Source organism: Desulfoluna sp. HI9BLuna, from assembly GCF_056829775.1.
Window position 1 is genome coordinate 716,746 of sequence record NZ_CP186555.1, and the last position, 18,026, is coordinate 734,771.

Below are 18,026 nucleotides of genomic sequence, written 5' to 3' on the forward strand. Positions count from 1 at the left end.
GGTGCGGGGTGCCGCCACAAGGCCGTTCAGTGTCCTGCGGTTCCCCGCACCAGTGTATCCTGGATCACGATCTCCACAGCATCCACCGGGCACACCGTGTAACAGTCTCCGCAGACATCGCATCGCGATGGATCGATGACGCATCGGTCCCCTTCCCGGCCAATGGCCGTAAAGGAGCACTTCTCCAGGCAGGCCCCGCACCCCATGCACGCCTCGGTGATGCGCATGCCCTGGAACGGCACCTCCTGCCCTCCGAAACAGAACCGGGTCCGCTCCAGCTTGTGGGGACGGTTCTCCTTCTCGAAATCAAAATCAAACACCTCCCCCCAGGCCCGGTGCAGGCAAAACGTCGTCATGGCCGGGTACTGCTTGATGTCCTTGACACCCAGCATGAACATCTCATTCTCCTCAGCCTTTGCCTTGAGGGCCTCCAGGGGGATCTCCCTGACCTCTCCGGTGGCACGGATGGTGTACCCGGGCTCGAAGGAGGGCATGCCCTCATCGTCATGGGCAATGGTGGTGGTGGGGTACATGCCGCAGATGGACACCAGGCCGGTCTCGTTCAGTTGCTTGTAAAACGCCTTGGTGACCATGGTCCTGAAGTAGAGACCCTCGTCGTCAAAGGCAAACAAATGGGCGATCCGGGTCTGGGGAACGCCCTTGTCCACGGTGGCAAACACAAGACTGCCGATGGCATCGAATTTTTCATACACGTCTGCACGTTTCATCTTCTTACATCCTTTCAGATAAGGGTAACTATTCGGTTCAAAAAAAGCCTCCGGCGGCCAGGTGGGGGCACCTGGCAACCCTGTGGCGAATGCATGAAGGCAGGCATCATGCAATCGTTTTCGGGGCATTCGCGTGACGTGTGACCTGTGGCAAGCATTTTTGCAGGAGAGGCCCATGTCATTCTTTCCAAAAAACCCGATGAAGGACATATGAGATTCCCCTGGCTTTAACGAGAATGACACCGTCCCAAAAAGCCCACAGCCCGTAGGGTGAACGGAGTGCACCCTACGAATCGACGCTTTAAAGCGTCACGACCAACGCAACGAAAGCACCTACAAAAAAACGCCCAAGGCCAGAAACATCAAAAAACTGATCACACCACCGGTCAGGGCAAAGGGCATCTGGGCCCTGACATGGGCCATGCCGTCCACCCCCGCCACCTTGGCCGCCAGGATGGTGGTATCGGAGATGGGGGAGCAGTGATCGCCGAAAACAGCCCCGGAACCACAGGCCCCCAGCACCAGGGGAACACTGACGTCCAGGGCCGCGGCCAGGGGGATGGTAATGGGAACGAGGATGGAGAGGGTCCCGCCGCCGGTTCCGCTCATAAAGGAGATCAGGGCCCCACCCACAAACACCATGGCCGGTACAAGGGCCGCAGGGACATGGTGGCCGAACCCGGCCAGATAGACTCCCGTCCCCAGCTGGTTCAGCAGGTCGCTCAAGGCAAAGGAGAGGGTGAGGACCAGGGCGATCTCAAGGTAGGAGGCCATGCCCTGGACGCACCAGGCAATATAGCCCTGGGTGTCCACCACGCCCCGGGCCTTGTAAAAAACGCCGGTCACCATCAGGGTCAACAGAATACCCGTAAAGATGGAGGCGGAGCCGTCTCCGGTGAGGACCATGAGCCCAAAGACCCCAACGATAAAAAGGCCCAAGGGGAGCAGCATGTTCACAGCCCCTGACTCTGGAACACCCTGGATCATTTCAGACCGGTCCCCGGCATCCGTGTCCCGGCCTTTCCTCCCTGCCAGAGCCACTTTTTTCCTGCCGATAATCGCGCCCCCTGCAATGGCGATGGAGACCATGGAATAGACCTGAAAGGGTATGGCCTGGAGCACCAGGCGAAACGGGTCCCCGCCGATCACCCCTGACGAGACCTGGGCCCCGATCAAAGCGGCAAGAAAGGCACCTGCCGCGGTGGCCGGAGACAAAAACGCTACGGATGCGGAGGTGGAATCGATGAGGTAGGAAAGTTTTTCCCGGTTTCCGTGGCGGGCGTCAAACAAGGGCCCCATGGCCACCCCACGGACCACAATGGAGACGGTGGTGTCCACAAAGAGCACCAGGCCCAAAAGATAGGCGAGGACCTCCGCCCCCAGAGCGCTCTTGACGGCCCTTTTTTTCAAGGTCAACAGCCGCACAAAGCCCTTCACCCCTCCTGATTGCTCAATGACGTGGACCAGGGAGCCTGTCATCAGCACAAAGAGAATGGCCTTTGCAGACCAGCTGCTTTCAAACACAGCCGCAATGCCGTTGATTCCGGCAAAAAAGGTGCCCTGGGCGACATCCAGGAGAAGCCCCCCGGCAAACACCCCGGCAAAAAGGGCCAGGACGATGTTGCGGGAGTAAAAGGTCAGAAGCAGGGTGAGGGTCACCGGTGCCAACGAGACAATGCCAGGGTTCATGGGTATCACCTTCGTGGGTTGCCGAGGCCTTGGCCTGGAGCAACGCCGATAAAGTTTGATATCAAACTATTTAATTAAAAAAAACGCCCGCAGCCCGCTGCGGGAGCCCTCACTCGCCTTTCAGGGAAAATTCCCGTGAATCCGTTCCAGGAGCTGCACCGCCTGCTCTTTTTCACCTTGGGAAAAGCCCTTGAAGGTGGTGGCAAGAAGCTTGGCCGAGACATACTCGAAATCGGGCTTGAGCTCCTCTCCCTCACGGGTGAGGCCAATGAGCGTGACCCGGCTGTCGGCAAGGTCCTTGCGCTTCTCCACGTACCCGAGCTTGATGAGCTTATTGATCAGGGCCGTGATGGTCGACTTGTCCCGGCCGATCCTTTCGGCCAGCTCCTTCATGGACAGCGGAGAGCTCTGGAACAGGTTGACAAGGATATCCCCGTGGGACGGGGCAAGTCCCTCGATGCCCAGCTCTTTCAGCTTCGTCAGGATGAATGCGTTGGACTTCTCCCTGGTTTTTGCAATCAGGGCGATGATGTGGTCTGTTTTCACTGTCGGCTCCTTGGCGTCACGTTCATTGACGAACAATATAGTTTGATATCAAACTTAAGTCAAGTCCTTTTCCCTCCCTTGCATTTGTGTTGGCATCCTCCCGGGGCTCAGTCCTTTGTTTTATAGGGACCGCGCTCTGAAGGAAACGACATGCCGAGCTTGACCATCCGACTCCGCAGGGTGCTCGGGTTCATGCCCAAAAGCTCGGCGGCCCCGCCGTCTCCGGCAATTCTGCCGCGGGTCTTTTCAAGGACAAGGCGGATATGGGCCGTGACCGCCGCATCCATGGAGAGCCCCCTGGGCTCCGATGGGATCGAACCGAAAGAGGCCGGTTCGTCCAGGACCGGGGCCAGCACCGGGAATCGCAGGGGACCTCCCTGGGAGAGAATCAGGGCCCGCTCCACCAGGTTCTGCAGCTCGCGCACATTACCGGGCCAATCATAGGCCATGAGGGCATCCAGTTCTCCTTTGGCCATGGCTGAGGACGTACCGAGGTTCATCTCCCGGATCTTGGCACGGATAAAGTGATCAAGGAGCAGGGGAATATCTTCCTTGCGCTCACGCAGCGGGGGAATCCGGACAGGAAAAATGTTGAGTCGGTACCAGAGGTCCTGGCGAAACCTGCCGTCGGCAACCATCTGGGGCAGGTTGCGATGGGTGGCGGCGATGATCCGTACATCGGCCCGAAGGGTCTCCCCTCCCCCCACCCGTTCAAACTCCCCGCTCTGGATCACCCGAAGGAGTTTCACCTGCACAGCGGGGGGCAGCTCCCCGATCTCATCCAAAAACAGGGTACCGCCGTTTGCCCGCTCAAACCGCCCGGGTTTCATCTCGATGGCGCCGGTAAAGGCCCCTTTCTCATGCCCAAAGAGCTCCGAGTCCACCAGGGAGTCCGGAATGGCACCGCAGTTGAGGCGAATCAGGGGGGCCCCCGAACGGCTGGAGAGCTTGTGCACCTCCCCGGCCACCACCTCCTTGCCCGTGCCCGTCTCTCCCAGAAGCAGCACCGGCGTGTCTGTGGGGGCAACCTGGGAGACCAGGGAACGCACCTCCCGAAGGCCGGTATCTCCCCCCACCATCACCCCGTCCATCCGGCTCTCCTGCTGGAGAGCCTTGTGGTCCTGCACCAGGTCCATGTACCGCAAAGCGTTTGACAACGCGATGGCAAAGGGCTCCTTCACTTCGGTGACAATGGCCCCATGGCCGGTGTGATAGCAGTCCAGCCCCTCCACGGCAAAGGTGAGGTTACCGATGAGGGTCTGCCCCACGGTGAGCCCGCAGGTCATGGAGGAGAAGCTGCCGTCGTTTTTTTCCAGAAGGAAGCCGGGGATCACTGTCCTGACCAGGCTGTAGATCTCACGGTTGATGGGGTGGGTGTGGTCCCTGATCCAGGGGGTGGTGGCCGACCGGGATTCACGCTGCCAGTGGGTGATGATCTCCCAGGCGGTATCGGAAATGGGAAAGGACTCGTTCACCAGGTGCCCGCCGCCGTCGTAGGCCAGGGCGATGAGACGGGCGCGTTTCCGCTCGGTCTCGTAGCGGGTGATGATAACCCCGTCCAGGGGGAGTTCATCCTTGAGGTACTGATACACATCAAACAGGGCCTTGTCGATATCCAGGCTGCCGCAGATGCAGCGCACAACTTCTCGAAATCGTTCCTCTCTCATCAATGCGATATATCCTTTTTAAAACGAAATATCGCATCAAATGACATGACATTTCATTTTCACAAAATCAGGTCATCCCCAACATGCCGAAGTTACCGCACTTCTCCTTCCGGCACGAATATTGATATCCCTTTCGGCCAATGTTTGCAATCCAAATACCCGAAAAGGAGAATAGCCATGAGTTGGAAACAAACCTACGCAGAGCGCCTCACCACACCGGAAGCCATTGCCGCCTCCCTGCCCGAAAACGCCACGGTCTTTGCTTCCCCGGCGGCCAGTTTCCCCCTGGAGCTGATCAACGCCATCACCGCATCACCCGACATCGGCACCCTGAACATGTACTCCGCCCTCATCATGACCCTTCCGGATTTTCTCTCGCCGGAGCAGCAGAAGAAGGTCAACTACTTCAGCTGTTTCATGGGGCCCATCGAACGCATGCTCCTTGCCCAGGGCGATTGCGTCTCTCCCATCAGCATTCACTTCAGCCGCATGTACGAGCTGAGCCTGCAGGGGGGCTTTGATGCCTCCATCCTGGAGGTCTCTCCTCCCGATGAAAACGGCTACATGAGCCTGGGACCCAGCGGCACCCTGGTGGGCCACGCAGCCCTTACCGCCTCGAAAAAGATCTACTGCCAGGTCAACGACCAGACCCCTTACGTGTTTGGTGACAAGGCCCATGTCCACGTGTCCGAGGTTGCGGCACTGTGCGAAGTGAGCCACCCCTGCGACGAGCTCCCCGCCACCTTCCCCGATGCCATTGAAGAGACCATCGCGGATCTCATCACCGAGCGGATCCCCGACGGGGCCACCCTCCAGCTCGGCATCGGCAAACTCGCCGACGCCATCGGGGACCGCCTGTCAGAGAAAAAAGACCTGGGCATCCACACCGAGCTGCTCACCCCCTCCATGGTAAGGCTCTACGAAATGGGCGTCATCACCGGCGCAAAAAAGGAGCTCCACACGGGAAAGATCATCTCCGCCTTTGGCATGGGCGCCGCCAAGGATTACGCTTTCATGCACCGAAACCCCTGCTTTGAGCAGTACCCGGCCTCTTACGTCAACGATCCCAACATCATCGGAGCCCACAGCAACTTCGTATCCATCAACAACGCCCTGGCCGTGGACCTCACCGGACAAGTCTCCAGCGAGTCCATCGGGTTTGCCCAGCACAGCGCCACGGGTGGCCAGCTCGACTTTGTCCGCGGTGCCCGCCTCTCCAAAGGCGGCCAGAGCTTCATCGCCCTGAAGTCCACCTCCGGCTCCGGAAAGAAGCGTTTTTCCCGCATCCAGATGAGCTTTGCACCGGGCACCGCCGTCACCACCCCCCGAAGCGATGTCCAGTGCATCGTCACGGAGCACGGCATCGCTGAACTGGCCCACAAGAGCATCCCGGAACGAGTTGCCGCCCTCATCGCCATCGCCCACCCCGACTTCCGCGAGGCCCTCGCCCGAAGCGCGGTCAAGGCAGGCCTGATCTCGGCCAGCGCCCTGAAGGACGCTGAGCTCGCGGCGTAACGCAAAAAGCCTCCGGCAGGTCGTTTTTTCAGAAAAATCGCCTCAAAAAACGTTCCGGAACCTAATTGGAACGCTTGAACCCCGGCAGGGCCACCGGAGGCAAACGCAACCTGAGTCGTTACCGTATTTTTTTAGTGAGTCAACATCAGGAGAGAGTGATGAAACGACGTTTGTATGCCGCCCTTGCCATGCTGGCGGTCTGTGTCCGGGCCTCCGTGGCTCCGGCGAGCCTCATCGAAAACAACACCGACTTAAGTGCGGAGTGGACCCGCATGCCGGCCCGTGTGGCCGCCACCGACTCCGTGGACGCGGCCCTCTACAACCCGGCAGGTGCCGTCCGCCTCGGTGAGGGAACTTATATCTGGGTATCCAACCAGATCATGCCCAAGTCCTTCACCCACAGCAAAGGGGGGCGTGGAGCACGAGACAACCACCACCACATGGGCTGTCCCGGGCCTGTTCGTCATGAAGAACGGAAAACGGTGGAGCCTGTTTTCCGGGGCCACGGTCATCGGCGGCGGAGGCACCCTCAACTATGATAATGGAATCATTCTGGACAAGGCTTCGGGCTTGACCGCCACGCAACTTGCCGGGCTCGTGGCCACAAGGGGAAAAGCCCCCGGCCCCATCCTCCCGGAAGAGGTCACTTCGGCCTGGCTGGGGGGATACGCAGGCGGGGCCTTTGCAGTCAATGCCAAGCTCTCTCTTTCCCTTGTGGGACGGGTTGTCAGCGGCAGCAGGGAGTATAAGATCGACGGGGGGAACATGCTGGACTACGATACCTCGGGCACCGGGTTTGCCCCCATCATCGGTTTCAACTACACCCCCGGCCCGTCCTGGAACATCGGTTTCCGCCATGAATTCAGGACAAAAGTAAAGTGGGATGTGGACACCATGAAAGGTTCTCTTGCCCCGGCGTTTGCCAGGCAACTCGGCAGCGAGGGGGACACATACCGAAAGGATTTTCCGGCCATGACGGCCCTCGGGGTGGCCTGGAAGGCATCCGAGGCCCTCACACTGGCAAGCGATTTCAACTACATCTGGCACGAGGAGGTGAACTGGGAGGGTGATGAGGATGATCTCGACAACACCTTCGAGGCGTCCATTGCCGCCGAATACGCCCTCAGCGAGACCGTCAAAATCAGTTGTGGCTACAGCTTTGCCGAGTCCGGCATCGGCAAGGAGGACTACTCCCCCACCCTTTCAAAAAACACCTTCCACGGCATATCGGCAGGATTCATGGCGGCGCCCTCGCCGGGGCTCAGGTTCAACGTCGGGGTCACGAAATTCTTCTACATGGATGAAACCGACAGCCACGACGTCACCTATGAAAAGGATCTCTGGATTATCGGTACAGGGATGCAATACACGTTCAGGTGATGGCGGCCCCTGGCACAGGACACACGGCCGCCCCGCTAACCCAAAAACCCCCGATGACCTGAGGTCACCGGGGGTTTTTCATGCCTGCCGAACTGAATCGACTTAGCCGAGAACCTTGATCAGCTCCACGGTGAAGCACAGGGTGGCGTTGGGACCGATGGCGTCCCCTGCGCCCTGGGCGCCGTAGCCGATGGAGGCGGGGATTACCAGCTCGTACTTGGCCCCTTCCTTCATGAGCTGAAGGGCTTCCTGCCATCCTTCGATGACCCCGTTCACGGGGAAGGTAGCGGGCTGCTCACGCTTGTAGGAGCTGTCGAAGATGGAACCGTCAAGGAGACGGCCTTCGTAATGAACCGTGACCTGGTCCTTGGCGCTGGGGGTCTTGCCGGTGCCCTCTTCCACCACGGTGTACTGAAGACCGGAGTCGGTGACCACCACGCCCTCTTTCTTGGCGTTTTCGCCGAGGAAGGCCCGGCCCTCGGCGCGGTTCTTCTCGCCGACTTCGTCCTTGGCCTTCTGCATCTCTTCCTGCATGTGCTGCTGGAAGGCCATCATCACCTGCTGCATCTCACCTGCGGGCATGGTGGGCTGCTCGCCTTTCATGGCTGCTCTGAAGGAATCGCAGAAAATATCCGCGTCGATGTCGAAGCCCTTGCGCCGGAAGTCACCGCCGATGCTCTGGGCAAGGATATAGCTCACTTTCTTGAAATCTACGACCATGGGTCTACCACCTTCTGTCTTGTCTTTGGGTTGAGGCCGATTCCTTCGGCCGACATATCGGACCACACACAGCCGCATCCAAAGAAAAGCCCCCGTCACCCTCGTGAAAGGCCACCCGTCCAGGGAAAACACGCTGCATGTCGACGACATAAAAAAAGGGCTGGGATCGAACTCGTCAATCCCAGCCGTGCCGGACAATATCACAGATTTTTTCTTATTGCACGTTGCCCGGAAGAACTCCGGCGACCACGACCTGAAATGCTAAAATCCCAGGTCCGCGTTGATAAGGATCACCTTCACCCGGCCCTTGGGAAAGGACTTTTCAGTGATGGTCCAGGTGTTGCAGATACGTGCCGGGCTCTTGCAGTCCTGGCACACGCCGGTTTTGGCGCAGGGGGTTTTCATGTCCAGGCGCATGGCGTTCACCGGGGCCGCGTAGTTTTTGACGCGGTCCATGGCGGATTCAAGGTCGGGAACGATCTTGTTGCGCCCCACAAGGATCACCACCTCCCTGGGCCCGAAGGTAAGGGCTGCGATGCGGTTGCCGACCATGTCCAGGTTCACGAGGTAGCCGTCTTCGGCCACGGCGTTGGTGCCCGTCACATATATATCGGAGAGAAGGGACTGCCTGCGACGCTCCCCCACCTCCTCCGGTGTAAAGCCTTTCTTGTCGTAGGTGTCGAGGACATCCAGGTCGTCCCGGTTTTTCAGCATCTCATACACCCCGGTGGACACGTGGGTGAGGGAACCGCCCCAAGAGATGCTCTTGGCGTCGGACTTGGCCAGGATCTCTTCTTCCACGATGGTTTTGGCGTCTTCAGGTGCATCGGCGATAAAGACCGTGAAGTTGTTGGCCTCCAGGCGCTCCTTCACGGATTCCAGGCGCAGTCGCCAGTAGGCGTCGATGGGATCTTTCATTTGGGTGTCTCCTTTGCTGTTGTCGGTATCTCGGCGGGTCGTTGCCCGGGGATATCCCATTAGCTATCAGGGAGAAGCGCCCCCTGCAAGAAGAAGACGCCTCCCCGGCCCTTAAGATGTGCTTTGTTTATCGATCATTGATTGTCTCAGAGACCATTTTTACCACAACCTAAAAAGTGCTTGACCTCGTTTCAAGCCGTTGGGTAAGTATAGTTTCTTATGCTTTCGCCGCGGTTCACGGCTGTTTTGAGGGCCCCGGAGCATATCCGTAAGTAATGGCAGTACCCTGGGAGCGGCGGTGGCCGGCACCCGCAGAAGGTGAGGAGTGTGTTATGTGCAAGGACATCAGGTTTCATTCGTTGGAGGTGGCGGTATGACCCGTGAAGCAAGCCGCCCGTTACGCATCTGTATGATCAGTTACCGCAGCAATCCCCATTGCGGCGGCCAGGGTGTCTATGTGAGGAACCTCGCACGGGCCCTCACCGAACTGGGTCACCACGTGGAGGTGGTGGCCGGGCCCCCGGATCCCCTCCTGGATTCCAAGGCCAAGCTCACCATGCTGGACTGCCTGGACCTGTACAACGCGGAAAACCCCTTTCGCACCCCTACTGTGGGAGAGCTAAAAAACCCAATTAACCTCATGGAATGGTTGAGCATCTCCACCATGGGGTACCCGGAGCCCGAAACCTTCGGGTACAGGGCGTACAACCACCTGAAGCACCGCGTCCACGAATTCGACATCATCCACGACAACCAGAGCCTCTCCTACGGCATCCTGGCCCTGAGCCGCCTGGTCCCCACCGTGGCCACCATCCACCACCCCATCACCCGGGACCGCCAGATCGCGGTACGCAGTGTACGAAGTTTCTGGAAAAAAGTGAAACACCTGAGGTGGTACTCCTTCATCGGCATGCAGAAACGGGTGGTCAGGCGCCTTCCCAAGTTCATCACTGTCTCGGAGTTTTCCAAAACCGACATCCACGCCGAGTTCGACGTCCCGGCAGAGCGATTCCACGTGGTGCCCAACGGCATCAACACCGAACTCTTCTACCCGCTGCCCCACATCCAGCGCGAACCCAACCGGCTCATCGTCACCAACAGCGCGGACCAGCCGTTAAAAGGGCTCTACTACCTCCTCCAGGCCGTGCACGCCATCAGCAAGCACCGGGACATCAGGCTCACCGTCATCGGCACCCCCAAGGAGGGAGGCGGCATTGAAAAGCTGGTGAAAAAGCTGGACATGGGCCACCTCATCGACTTCACGGGCCGGGTCTCAAACGAAGAATTCCGGGAGCATTACGCCAAGGCGTCCATCGCCGTAGTCCCTTCCGTGTACGAAGGCTTCGGCCTGCCCGTGGGCGAGGCCATGGCCAGCGGGATCCCGGTGATCAGCACCACCGGCGGTGCCCTGCCCGAGGTGGCAGGGGACGCGGCCATGCTGGTGCCGCCTGAAAGTCCCGAGGCCCTTGCAGAGGCCATCTGCCATCTGCTGGACAACCCCGAAAAAGCAAAGGAGCTGGGCGAGGCGGGTTACAAGCGCGTTCAGGAACAGTTTACATGGAAAAACGCCGCCGAGCAGACCGTGGCAGCGTACAGGGAGGCCATCCGTGATCACCGTAAAATTTAACATACTGGACGTCAAACCCGGCTACCGAATCCTGGACATCGGCTGCGGCCCGGGCCGCCACATCAGTGCCGCCTACGAATACGAGAAGGTCACCGCCATCGGTGCCGACCTCTCCCATGAAGACCTGCAGCAGGGCGTCAAACGACTCCAGTTCCACGACCACCTGGGCGCCCACAAAGGGGGCTCCTGGGCCTTTACCATGGCCGACATCACCAACCTGCCCTTTGCCGACGACAGCTTCGACATCGTCCTCTGCTCGGAGGTGATGGAGCACATCCCCAATGACGACGCCGCGGCCAAAGAGATCTTAAGGGTCCTGAAACCCGGCCATAACCTGGTGGTGACCGTCCCCCGCTTCTGGCCCGAAAAGATCTGCTGGCTCCTCTCCGATGAATACTTCAATGCCAACATGGGCCATGTGCGCATCTACAAGAAAAAGCCCCTGGTGAGCCTCATCGAAAAACAGGGGGCCTCCTACTGGAACGCCCACCACGCCCACAGCATCCACGCCCCCTACTGGTGGCTGAAATGCCTCGTGGGCCCCACCCGCACCGACCACTGGGCCGTGAACCTGTACAAACGATTCCTGGAGTGGGACATCCTCTCCCAGCCCAAGATCACAAAATTCATGGACAGGCTCCTCAACCCGGTCATGGGCAAGAGCCTGGTGCTCTACTTTACCAAGGACAAATAACGGCGCCACAGGACATTAAACACACAAAGGGCGTGATTCCCGGGAATCACGCCCTTTTTTTGTAACCACTCAGCTGGCCTCCGGCAGGGCCGCCGGAGGCTTTTTTGAGCTTTTACCCCAGTTCCAGGGAGGTCAGGCCGTAGATGCCTGAAAGGGGCAGCGAGGGAGGGTCGCCGGAGTACATGCGCACGGTTTTTTTGACGGGTTCCATGCCAAAAGCTTCGGCCAGCTCCATAGCGTTGGGGTTGGCGTCGGGGATATCCATGTAGACCGGGCCTTCGCCGCCATAGGCTTTCAGGGCGATGTAGAGTCTGTGGGCATGGGAGGGGTTCAGGGCAAACAGGGGCCCGATGCGGAAGCCGTCCCAGGCCTGGCGCAGCACGCCGTATCCGGCAAGGTGGCCGTCCTGGAGGATCCCTAAAGCAATAACGCCGGGGCGCGTGATCCAGGAAGCGAGGAAGGCCTCCCGGCTGGAGAAGAAAAAGGTGGTGTCAAAGGCCACGACCCGGTCAAAGGGGATATCGGTGAGGGGAAGCAGGTAAGGATCGGCCTGAAGCACGCCCCCTGCGCCCCCGCGATAGCGGATCACGTGGTGGGCGGTTTGAAAGCCCATCTTCTGATATTTGGCTTCGCAGGAAGCGGCCGTGTTGAGCCCCACGGTGCAGCCCTCCAGGGAGTCCATTCCCTGGCGCCACACCACGCGCCCCACGCCCATGCCCCGGCAGTCCGGCCTCACAAGGTAAAAGCCAAGGAACCCGAGACGGGCCGCGTACCGAACAGATGAGAGAAGCGCCACGGGCTCGCCGTCCACCTCGGCAATCCAGAAGCCTTCGGGGTCGCAGGCGTAAAAACAGGCCCCGTCGTGAATTCCGGGGTTCCACCCTTCCTGGCCCGCCCATGCAATGGCAATGGCCAAATCTTCCTGATCCATCCGGCGTATGGTCGCCTGTTCCTGACTCATCATGCTCCCTCCGATCTCATCGACAGACCCGATGCCCTGGGTCTGCTCCATGCACGAAGCGACGTGAAACCAGCCACGCTTCCATTGCCTTTCAGTCTATCCCATTTCCCCTCACATGATCAATCGCATTATACACAACACTGGCACAGCGGGACTCCCGGAGGAACTCCAGTGAGCCGATAAAAATCAGGGTGTATCCGAGGAGTTCGGTGCCCTCCTCCACCGCGGTTTTCACCACCGGCATGTACCCGTCCCCCATGATGCCCCGCCAGAGCACCTGGCGCCCGAAGAGCCGGGAGAAGACAAACACGGTAACAAACCCGCCCACCATGAGCCCGAAGCTGGGCTTGCCCACAAACCCATGGAGGGAGTCCAGGAGCGCTTCCCGGTCTCGATACACGGAAGCAGCCGTGAGCAGCGCGGTAAGGCACACAAGGACCTGCCAACCGCCGTCAAAGAGATACCGGTCCAGGCAGAAATCAAACTCGCGTATCCCGGCCATGGCGGCCGCCCCCACCAGCATGGTGGCCACCGGGTTCGGCGAAGGATCCCGGTAGCCTGCGGTCCAGGCACACACCATGGTAAAAAAAAGGGCCGCCACCTGCAGGGCCTCCAGCAGCGAGTCCTCTCCGAAGAGATAGGCGGAAGGCGTGTTCAGGGCTTCCCAGGTGATGCACAGGGCCATGGCCCCGGCAAGGAACGCGTAAAAAAAATAGCGGGCAAAGGTGCCGCTCAACGAAGTCAACGAACAAGGGGATTCCATACTCTGACGCTCACGATTCATAGGTACAACGATTCGACTCGCCTCGGGCGGGTCGCGTTTTTCAATAACTCCATGGAAATCAGGACGCGAAAAGCAGGGAGGAGCCCAACCGCGCTCCTCCCTGCACGCCAAGGAGACTTACTTTCCGAAAGGGTGTTCAGGCCTTTCGAAACCGGATGACGGAACCGTAAAGGCCCCGTCGTATCGTTACGATGCCCCAAAAGGGGCCTTGCCACGGCACAGGCCGTGTCGGTTCGGTGATTACTTCCCGACCCCGGCAGAGAGGTATCCATCCCCGTTCATATCGGAGCTGTTTTCCCCTGCCGCCGGCCGCACCACGGGTTTTCCCGTGGCGTAATCCAACACGGCCAGGGCATCCATGTAGGCATAGAGGGCCTGATAGTAATTGGAATCGGCTGATGTAAGGTAGGTCCGGGCGTCGATGACGTCGGTGGAGGTGGCCACCTGCTGGTCGTACTGCACCCGGGTAATCCGCCAGTTCTCCCGGGCCTGGGCCCGGGACTTCTCGGCGGTGGTGATGTTCTTCAGGGCCACGGTCCGATCCAGAAGCGCGTTTTGCACATCCTGTTTCACCGCGGCCTCGGCATCTGCCAGAGAGGCCTGCACAGACCGCCTGCGCTGGGCCTGCTCTGCTGCGTTGGCACCGGTCTTGCCCCAGTTCCAGAGGGTCCAGGATGCCTGCAGGGTGATGCTGGCCGAGTCCGAATGGGTAAAGGCGTTGTCATCGGGAATGGGGCCGTCCCCGGCCTTTGCGTAGCGCCCCACCAGGTCGACCCTGGGGTAATAGGCACTCTTGGCCGCCGTCTCCCCCAATGTGGCCTCCCGGATCCCCAGGCGAAGAAGGGCCACCAGCGGTCGCCGCGTCACGGCCAGGGATTCGAGTTCCGCGCTGCTCTGGGCCCAGATGGGAGGCGCATGCCTGTCGGCAATGGCAAGGGGCTCAAAGGGGTCGCGATGCAACAGCCGATTAACCGAAATGCGGGCTTTGTCCGTCTCCGACTCGGCCAGGTTGCGGTTCTGTACCGCCTCTGCAAGGGCCACCTCCGCTTTCAAGAGATCGTTCAGGGGGATCAAACCCTGCTCGTGGTTTACCACAGCCACGCGCCGGTGGGATGTGAGAGAGATCACCTCGTCCTCGGCCACGGTCTGGAGCCGCTTGGCAAGGAGCAGGCGATGGCAGGCCTGCCGCACGCTGAGGGCCAGTTGCTGGAGGGTCTCCCGGCGGTTCAGCTCTTCGGTGTCCACCCCGAGCCGGGCCAGGTCATGGGCCGTCTTCAGGGCGTAGCCCGAAAACAGGGGCTGCACGAGCTGCACATCCCACCCGGCCTCCTCCTTGTAGCCTGCGGGAAAGGTTCCCCACGCGCTCTTCTGGATCGGTTCCCGGTTATGGTTTGTCCAGTAGTACCCGGCCGACAGGGTGGGCAGCCGATCGGCCCGGGCGCTGGTGAGGGCTTCCCTGGAGGCCGCCACCTCGGCGTCGGCACCGGTCACGGCCGGGTTGCTTCGCAGGGCTTCGGCCACGGCCTCCTCGATGCTCATCTGTTCCGCGGCCCCGGCAGGCCCGGCCACGCACAGCGCGACACAGGCCGCCCCTAAAAAGAATCCCACAATCCGTTTTGCCATCATGCTGCCACCTCCCCTGCGGTCCTGTCCGTCCGGATCCTGAAAAAAAGTGTGTAGAGCACCGGAATCACCACCAGGGTAAGCACCGTTGCAAAGGCCAGCCCCACCATGATGGTCACCGCCATGGAGACGAACATCACGTCGAAAATCAGGGGGATCATCCCGAATATCGTGGTTACGGAAGCCATCATCACCGGCCGCATGCGGTTCAGGGATGCCTCTTTCACGGCTGCCAGGGGGTCTTTGCCGCCCTTGATGTCTTCATCGATGAGGTCGATGAGCACCACGGCGTTCTTGATCATCATGCCAATGAGGCTGTACGCCCCCAGCATGGCCAGGAACCCGAAGGGCTGGCCGAAAATCAGCAGGCCCGCTGACATGCCCACCAGGGCAAGGGGCAGGATCGTGATGATCATCAGCGGCTGGCGGACCCCGTTGAAGAGCCACACCAGGATCATCACCATGGCCACGAGGCTCACCGGCAGAAAGGCACTGACCCCTTCGTTGCTGTCCTTGGAGAGTTCGTACTCCCCTTCCCACTCCAGGGTGTACCCGGCAGGCAGGGGGATGGCCTCCACCCGGGGCCGGATCTGCTGAAGCAGGGTATCGGAGGTCATGGTTCCCGCAGGATCGCACTGGGCACGGATCACGCGGCGGCGGTTGTACCTGCGGATCACGGGATCTTCCCAGAAAAAGTCGCTGCCCTCGGTGACCTGGGCCACGGGGACCCCGGCGTCGGAGACACCCCACACCGGCAGGGCCGCAAGGTCGGTCTGGTCCGGTGAGGAGTAGACCACCTTCACCGGGATGAGTTCGTCATGCTCCCGGTAGCTGGTCACGGTCACCCCGTCGGTTCCCCCCAGGAGATCCCGGGCCAGATCCGTTCGCTCCACCCCGGCACGGCGCCCCTTGTTCTGGACATACAGGGCCTCCCAGACCAGGGAGCGTTCCCGCCAGTCGTCCGTAATGTTGATGGCATTGGGGGTGTCGGCCATCACCTCCCGGGCCTGCTCGGCCAGGGAACGCAGCACCGCGGGGTCGGGGCCGGTGAACCGCGCCTCCACCCGGTAGTCGGCCTTGGGCCCGCTGATGTACTTGGTGATGTGGGGCTCACCTTCGGGAAGATACTCGGCAAACCACCGGGCCAGCTCCTCCATCATCCCGCTGATCTCCCGGTAATCCTCCACGTTGATGATCAGCTGGCCGTAGTTGGCCATCTTGGGCTCGGGGTTGACGGCGTTCATGAAACGGGGGGGCCCCTGGCCCACGCAGGTGGCCACGCCCGTGACGCCCTCCATCTCCATGGCAAAGGCTTCGGCGAGTTTCAGGTCCTCGGAGACCATGTCGATGCGGGAGCCTTCCGGGCGTCGGTAGTCCACCACGAACTGGGCGGTGTCGGCATCGGCGAAGAAACGCTTCTCCACGATCCCCATACCGGCCCCGGCCAGGACCAGCAACCCGACCATCAGCCCCAGAGTCAACAGGCGATGGCGAAGGGCCGTGTCCAGCAGTCGCTTGTAGATACGGTATGTGGGCCCGCTGTGGAGATCCTCACTGCCCTTGCCTTCGGGAACGGTGAGAAACCGGTAGCAGAACACCGGGGTCTGGGACATGGCCAGGAACCAGCTGAACATCAGGGCAATGGCCACCACCTGAAAGAGGCTGGCACAGAACTCCCCGGTGTTGGTGGGGGCCATGTAGATGGGAAAAAAGGCCAAGCAGGCGATGATGGTGGCCCCTAAAAGGGGCACGGCGCTCTGGCGGGTGGGCTCGGCAATGGCGCTGTGTCGCGTCATCCCCTTTTGCAGGTTCACCAGCCCGGCGTCGGCCACCACGATGGCGTTGTCCACGATCATACCCATCACAAGGATAAGGGCGGCCAGGGAGATCTTCTGCAGGTCGATGCCCCAGACCAGCATCACAATAAAGGTCCCCATGATGGACAGGACCAGGTTGGCGGCGATGATGAGCCCGCTGCGCAGCCCCATGGTCACGAGAAGCACCCCGATGACAATGGCCACGGACTCGGCCAGGTTAAGCATGAACCCCTTGATCTTGTCCTTGACGAAGTCGGACTGGTAGTAGACCTTGTGGAGCTCAATGCCCACGGGAAGGCCCGCCATGAGCTCCGTCAGGCGCGCGTTCACCGCCTCCCCCATGGTGACCACGTTGGCGCCGTCTGCCGCTGACGCGGCAATGCCGATGGCCGGGTTGCCGTTAAACCGCATCAGGGGTTCGGCAGGGTCCAGATACTCCCGGGTGATGGTGGCCAGGTCCTTCAAGAGCACCTGCTCCTCGCCCTGCCCCTGGATCACCAGCTCCCCGATCTCATCCACCGACCCAAAGGCCCCGGATGGCTGGATACGCACCCGGAGGCTTCCCACGTCCATGGCCCCGGCCGGGGCCATGGTGTTCTGGGCCTGGAGCATGGACGCAATGCGGGACGGAGGGATCCCCAGGGAGGCGCACTTGGCCCGGGAGACATCCACGGTTACCACCTCGGGCTGGATGCCGTAAAAAGTGATCCGCTCCACATCGGGCACCAGCATAAGCTCGCGACGGATGTAATCGGCGTACTCTTTAAGCTCAGCCAGGGAGTACCCGTCGGCGGACAAGGCCATGAACAGCCCGTACACATCCCCGTAGTCGTCCATCACCTCCGAAGGCAGGGCACCCTCGGGGAGCTGGCCCTGGACGGCCGTCACCTTGCGCCTCAACATGTCCCAGAGCTGCTGGAGGTCGTCGGAGCGGACCCACTCATTTAAATCCACGTAGACCAGGGAGAGCCCGGCACGGGATTCCGAGCGCACCTTGTCCACCTCGTCGGCGCCCTGCACCGCCTCCTCGATAAGCCGGGTCACCTGCTGCTCCACCTCATGGGGAGAGGCCCCGGGATATACGGTCATCACCATGGCCGTCTTCACCGTAAAGACCGGGTCTTCCAGCTTGCCCAGGCGAAAATAGCCCCAGATGCCCCCCAGGAGCAGGAGCACCATGGCAAACATCACGGTGGTTTGATTACGTAACGAAAAATCGGGCAACGTCATCCCTTCTTTCCTTTTTTTAGATCAAAACGTGCCTCCGGCGGTCTGCCGGGAGCCAAACGTTTGAAAAGTTCGACCAATCAGGTTGATGCACCACAAACCGTCTTCGTGCCTCAGGGGAGAATCCGGC

15 protein-coding genes are annotated in these 18,026 nt (G+C 60.5%); 5 read left to right on the top strand and 10 right to left on the bottom strand.

Annotation, left to right across the window (positions count from 1 at the left end):
- Positions 1-26: 26 nt before the first annotated feature.
- The 4 genes from ACOYW0_RS02630 to ACOYW0_RS02645 all read right to left on the bottom strand — a co-directional run bounded on the left by ACOYW0_RS02630 (position 27) and on the right by ACOYW0_RS02645 (position 4,630).
- Positions 27-728, bottom strand: coding sequence for a 4Fe-4S binding protein (locus tag ACOYW0_RS02630; protein WP_482417035.1), 702 nt, complete (start codon positions 726-728; stop codon positions 27-29).
- Between the two features lie 333 nt (positions 729-1,061).
- Positions 1,062-2,417, bottom strand: a complete 1,356-nt coding sequence (locus tag ACOYW0_RS02635; protein ID WP_482417036.1) for a Na+/H+ antiporter NhaC family protein — start codon at positions 2,415-2,417, stop codon at positions 1,062-1,064.
- A gap of 120 nt (positions 2,418-2,537) precedes the next feature.
- On the bottom strand, positions 2,538-2,963 hold the full coding sequence (locus ACOYW0_RS02640) for a MarR family winged helix-turn-helix transcriptional regulator (protein ID WP_482417037.1): 426 nt from the start codon (positions 2,961-2,963) through the stop codon (positions 2,538-2,540).
- 107 nt (positions 2,964-3,070) lie between these two features.
- Positions 3,071-4,630, bottom strand: coding sequence for a sigma 54-interacting transcriptional regulator (locus ACOYW0_RS02645; protein WP_482417038.1), 1,560 nt, complete (start codon positions 4,628-4,630; stop codon positions 3,071-3,073).
- Positions 4,631-4,807: 177 nt separating this feature from the next.
- Between ACOYW0_RS02645 and ACOYW0_RS02650 the strand changes: the two genes are divergently transcribed.
- The 3 genes from ACOYW0_RS02650 (at position 4,808) to ACOYW0_RS02660 (ending at position 7,525) form a co-directional block, all read left to right on the top strand.
- Entirely contained in the window at positions 4,808-6,145 is a 1,338-nt protein-coding gene (locus ACOYW0_RS02650; protein WP_482417039.1) for an acetyl-CoA hydrolase/transferase family protein, read from the top strand.
- A 158-nt stretch (positions 6,146-6,303) separates the two neighbouring features.
- A complete protein-coding gene (locus ACOYW0_RS02655) occupies positions 6,304-6,684 on the top strand; it encodes a hypothetical protein (protein WP_482417040.1) in 381 nt (126 codons plus the stop codon).
- Positions 6,611-7,525: an OmpP1/FadL family transporter gene (locus ACOYW0_RS02660; protein WP_482417041.1), complete on the top strand. Its 915-nt coding sequence runs from the start codon at positions 6,611-6,613 to the stop codon at positions 7,523-7,525. Before ACOYW0_RS02655 ends, ACOYW0_RS02660 begins: the two co-directional genes overlap by 74 nt.
- 102 nt (positions 7,526-7,627) lie before the next feature.
- On the opposite strand, the gene bamJ is transcribed toward ACOYW0_RS02660, so the two are convergent.
- Both bamJ and ACOYW0_RS02670 read right to left on the bottom strand, forming a co-directional pair.
- Positions 7,628-8,245, bottom strand: a complete 618-nt coding sequence (gene bamJ / locus ACOYW0_RS02665) for a BamJ family beta-barrel-assembly machinery protein (protein ID WP_482417042.1) — start codon at positions 8,243-8,245, stop codon at positions 7,628-7,630.
- Between the two features lie 261 nt (positions 8,246-8,506).
- A complete protein-coding gene (locus tag ACOYW0_RS02670) occupies positions 8,507-9,163 on the bottom strand; it encodes a lactate utilization protein (protein WP_180144044.1) in 657 nt (218 codons plus the stop codon).
- Positions 9,164-9,536: 373 nt separating this feature from the next.
- On the opposite strand from ACOYW0_RS02670, the gene ACOYW0_RS02675 reads away from it, so the two are divergent.
- Together ACOYW0_RS02675 and ACOYW0_RS02680 are read left to right on the top strand one after the other, a co-directional pair.
- Positions 9,537-10,790 carry a glycosyltransferase family 4 protein gene (locus tag ACOYW0_RS02675; RefSeq protein WP_482417043.1) on the top strand — a complete coding sequence of 418 codons (1,254 nt, stop codon included), beginning with the start codon at positions 9,537-9,539 and terminating at the stop codon, positions 10,788-10,790.
- The gene (locus ACOYW0_RS02680; protein WP_482417044.1) at positions 10,771-11,484 is read left to right on the top strand and encodes a class I SAM-dependent methyltransferase; all 714 of its coding nucleotides are present in this window, start codon (positions 10,771-10,773) and stop codon (positions 11,482-11,484) included. The genes ACOYW0_RS02675 and ACOYW0_RS02680 overlap by 20 nt, the downstream gene beginning before the upstream one ends.
- A 112-nt stretch (positions 11,485-11,596) precedes the next feature.
- Here ACOYW0_RS02680 and ACOYW0_RS02685 read toward each other — a convergent pair whose 3' ends face one another.
- The 4 genes from ACOYW0_RS02685 to ACOYW0_RS02700 all read right to left on the bottom strand — a co-directional run bounded on the left by ACOYW0_RS02685 (position 11,597) and on the right by ACOYW0_RS02700 (position 17,899).
- Positions 11,597-12,448 (bottom strand): GNAT family N-acetyltransferase, encoded by an 852-nt coding sequence (locus ACOYW0_RS02685; RefSeq protein ID WP_482417045.1) that lies wholly within the window; start codon positions 12,446-12,448, stop codon positions 11,597-11,599.
- A gap of 88 nt (positions 12,449-12,536) precedes the next feature.
- Complete coding sequence (locus tag ACOYW0_RS02690) at positions 12,537-13,208, bottom strand: hypothetical protein (protein WP_482417046.1); 672 nt, start codon at positions 13,206-13,208, stop codon at positions 12,537-12,539.
- A gap of 261 nt (positions 13,209-13,469) precedes the next feature.
- Positions 13,470-14,855, bottom strand: a complete 1,386-nt coding sequence (locus ACOYW0_RS02695; protein ID WP_482417047.1) for a TolC family protein — start codon at positions 14,853-14,855, stop codon at positions 13,470-13,472.
- Complete coding sequence (locus ACOYW0_RS02700) at positions 14,852-17,899, bottom strand: efflux RND transporter permease subunit (RefSeq protein ID WP_482417048.1); 3,048 nt, start codon at positions 17,897-17,899, stop codon at positions 14,852-14,854. Before ACOYW0_RS02700 ends, ACOYW0_RS02695 begins: the two co-directional genes overlap by 4 nt.
- Positions 17,900-18,026 lie beyond the last annotated feature (127 nt).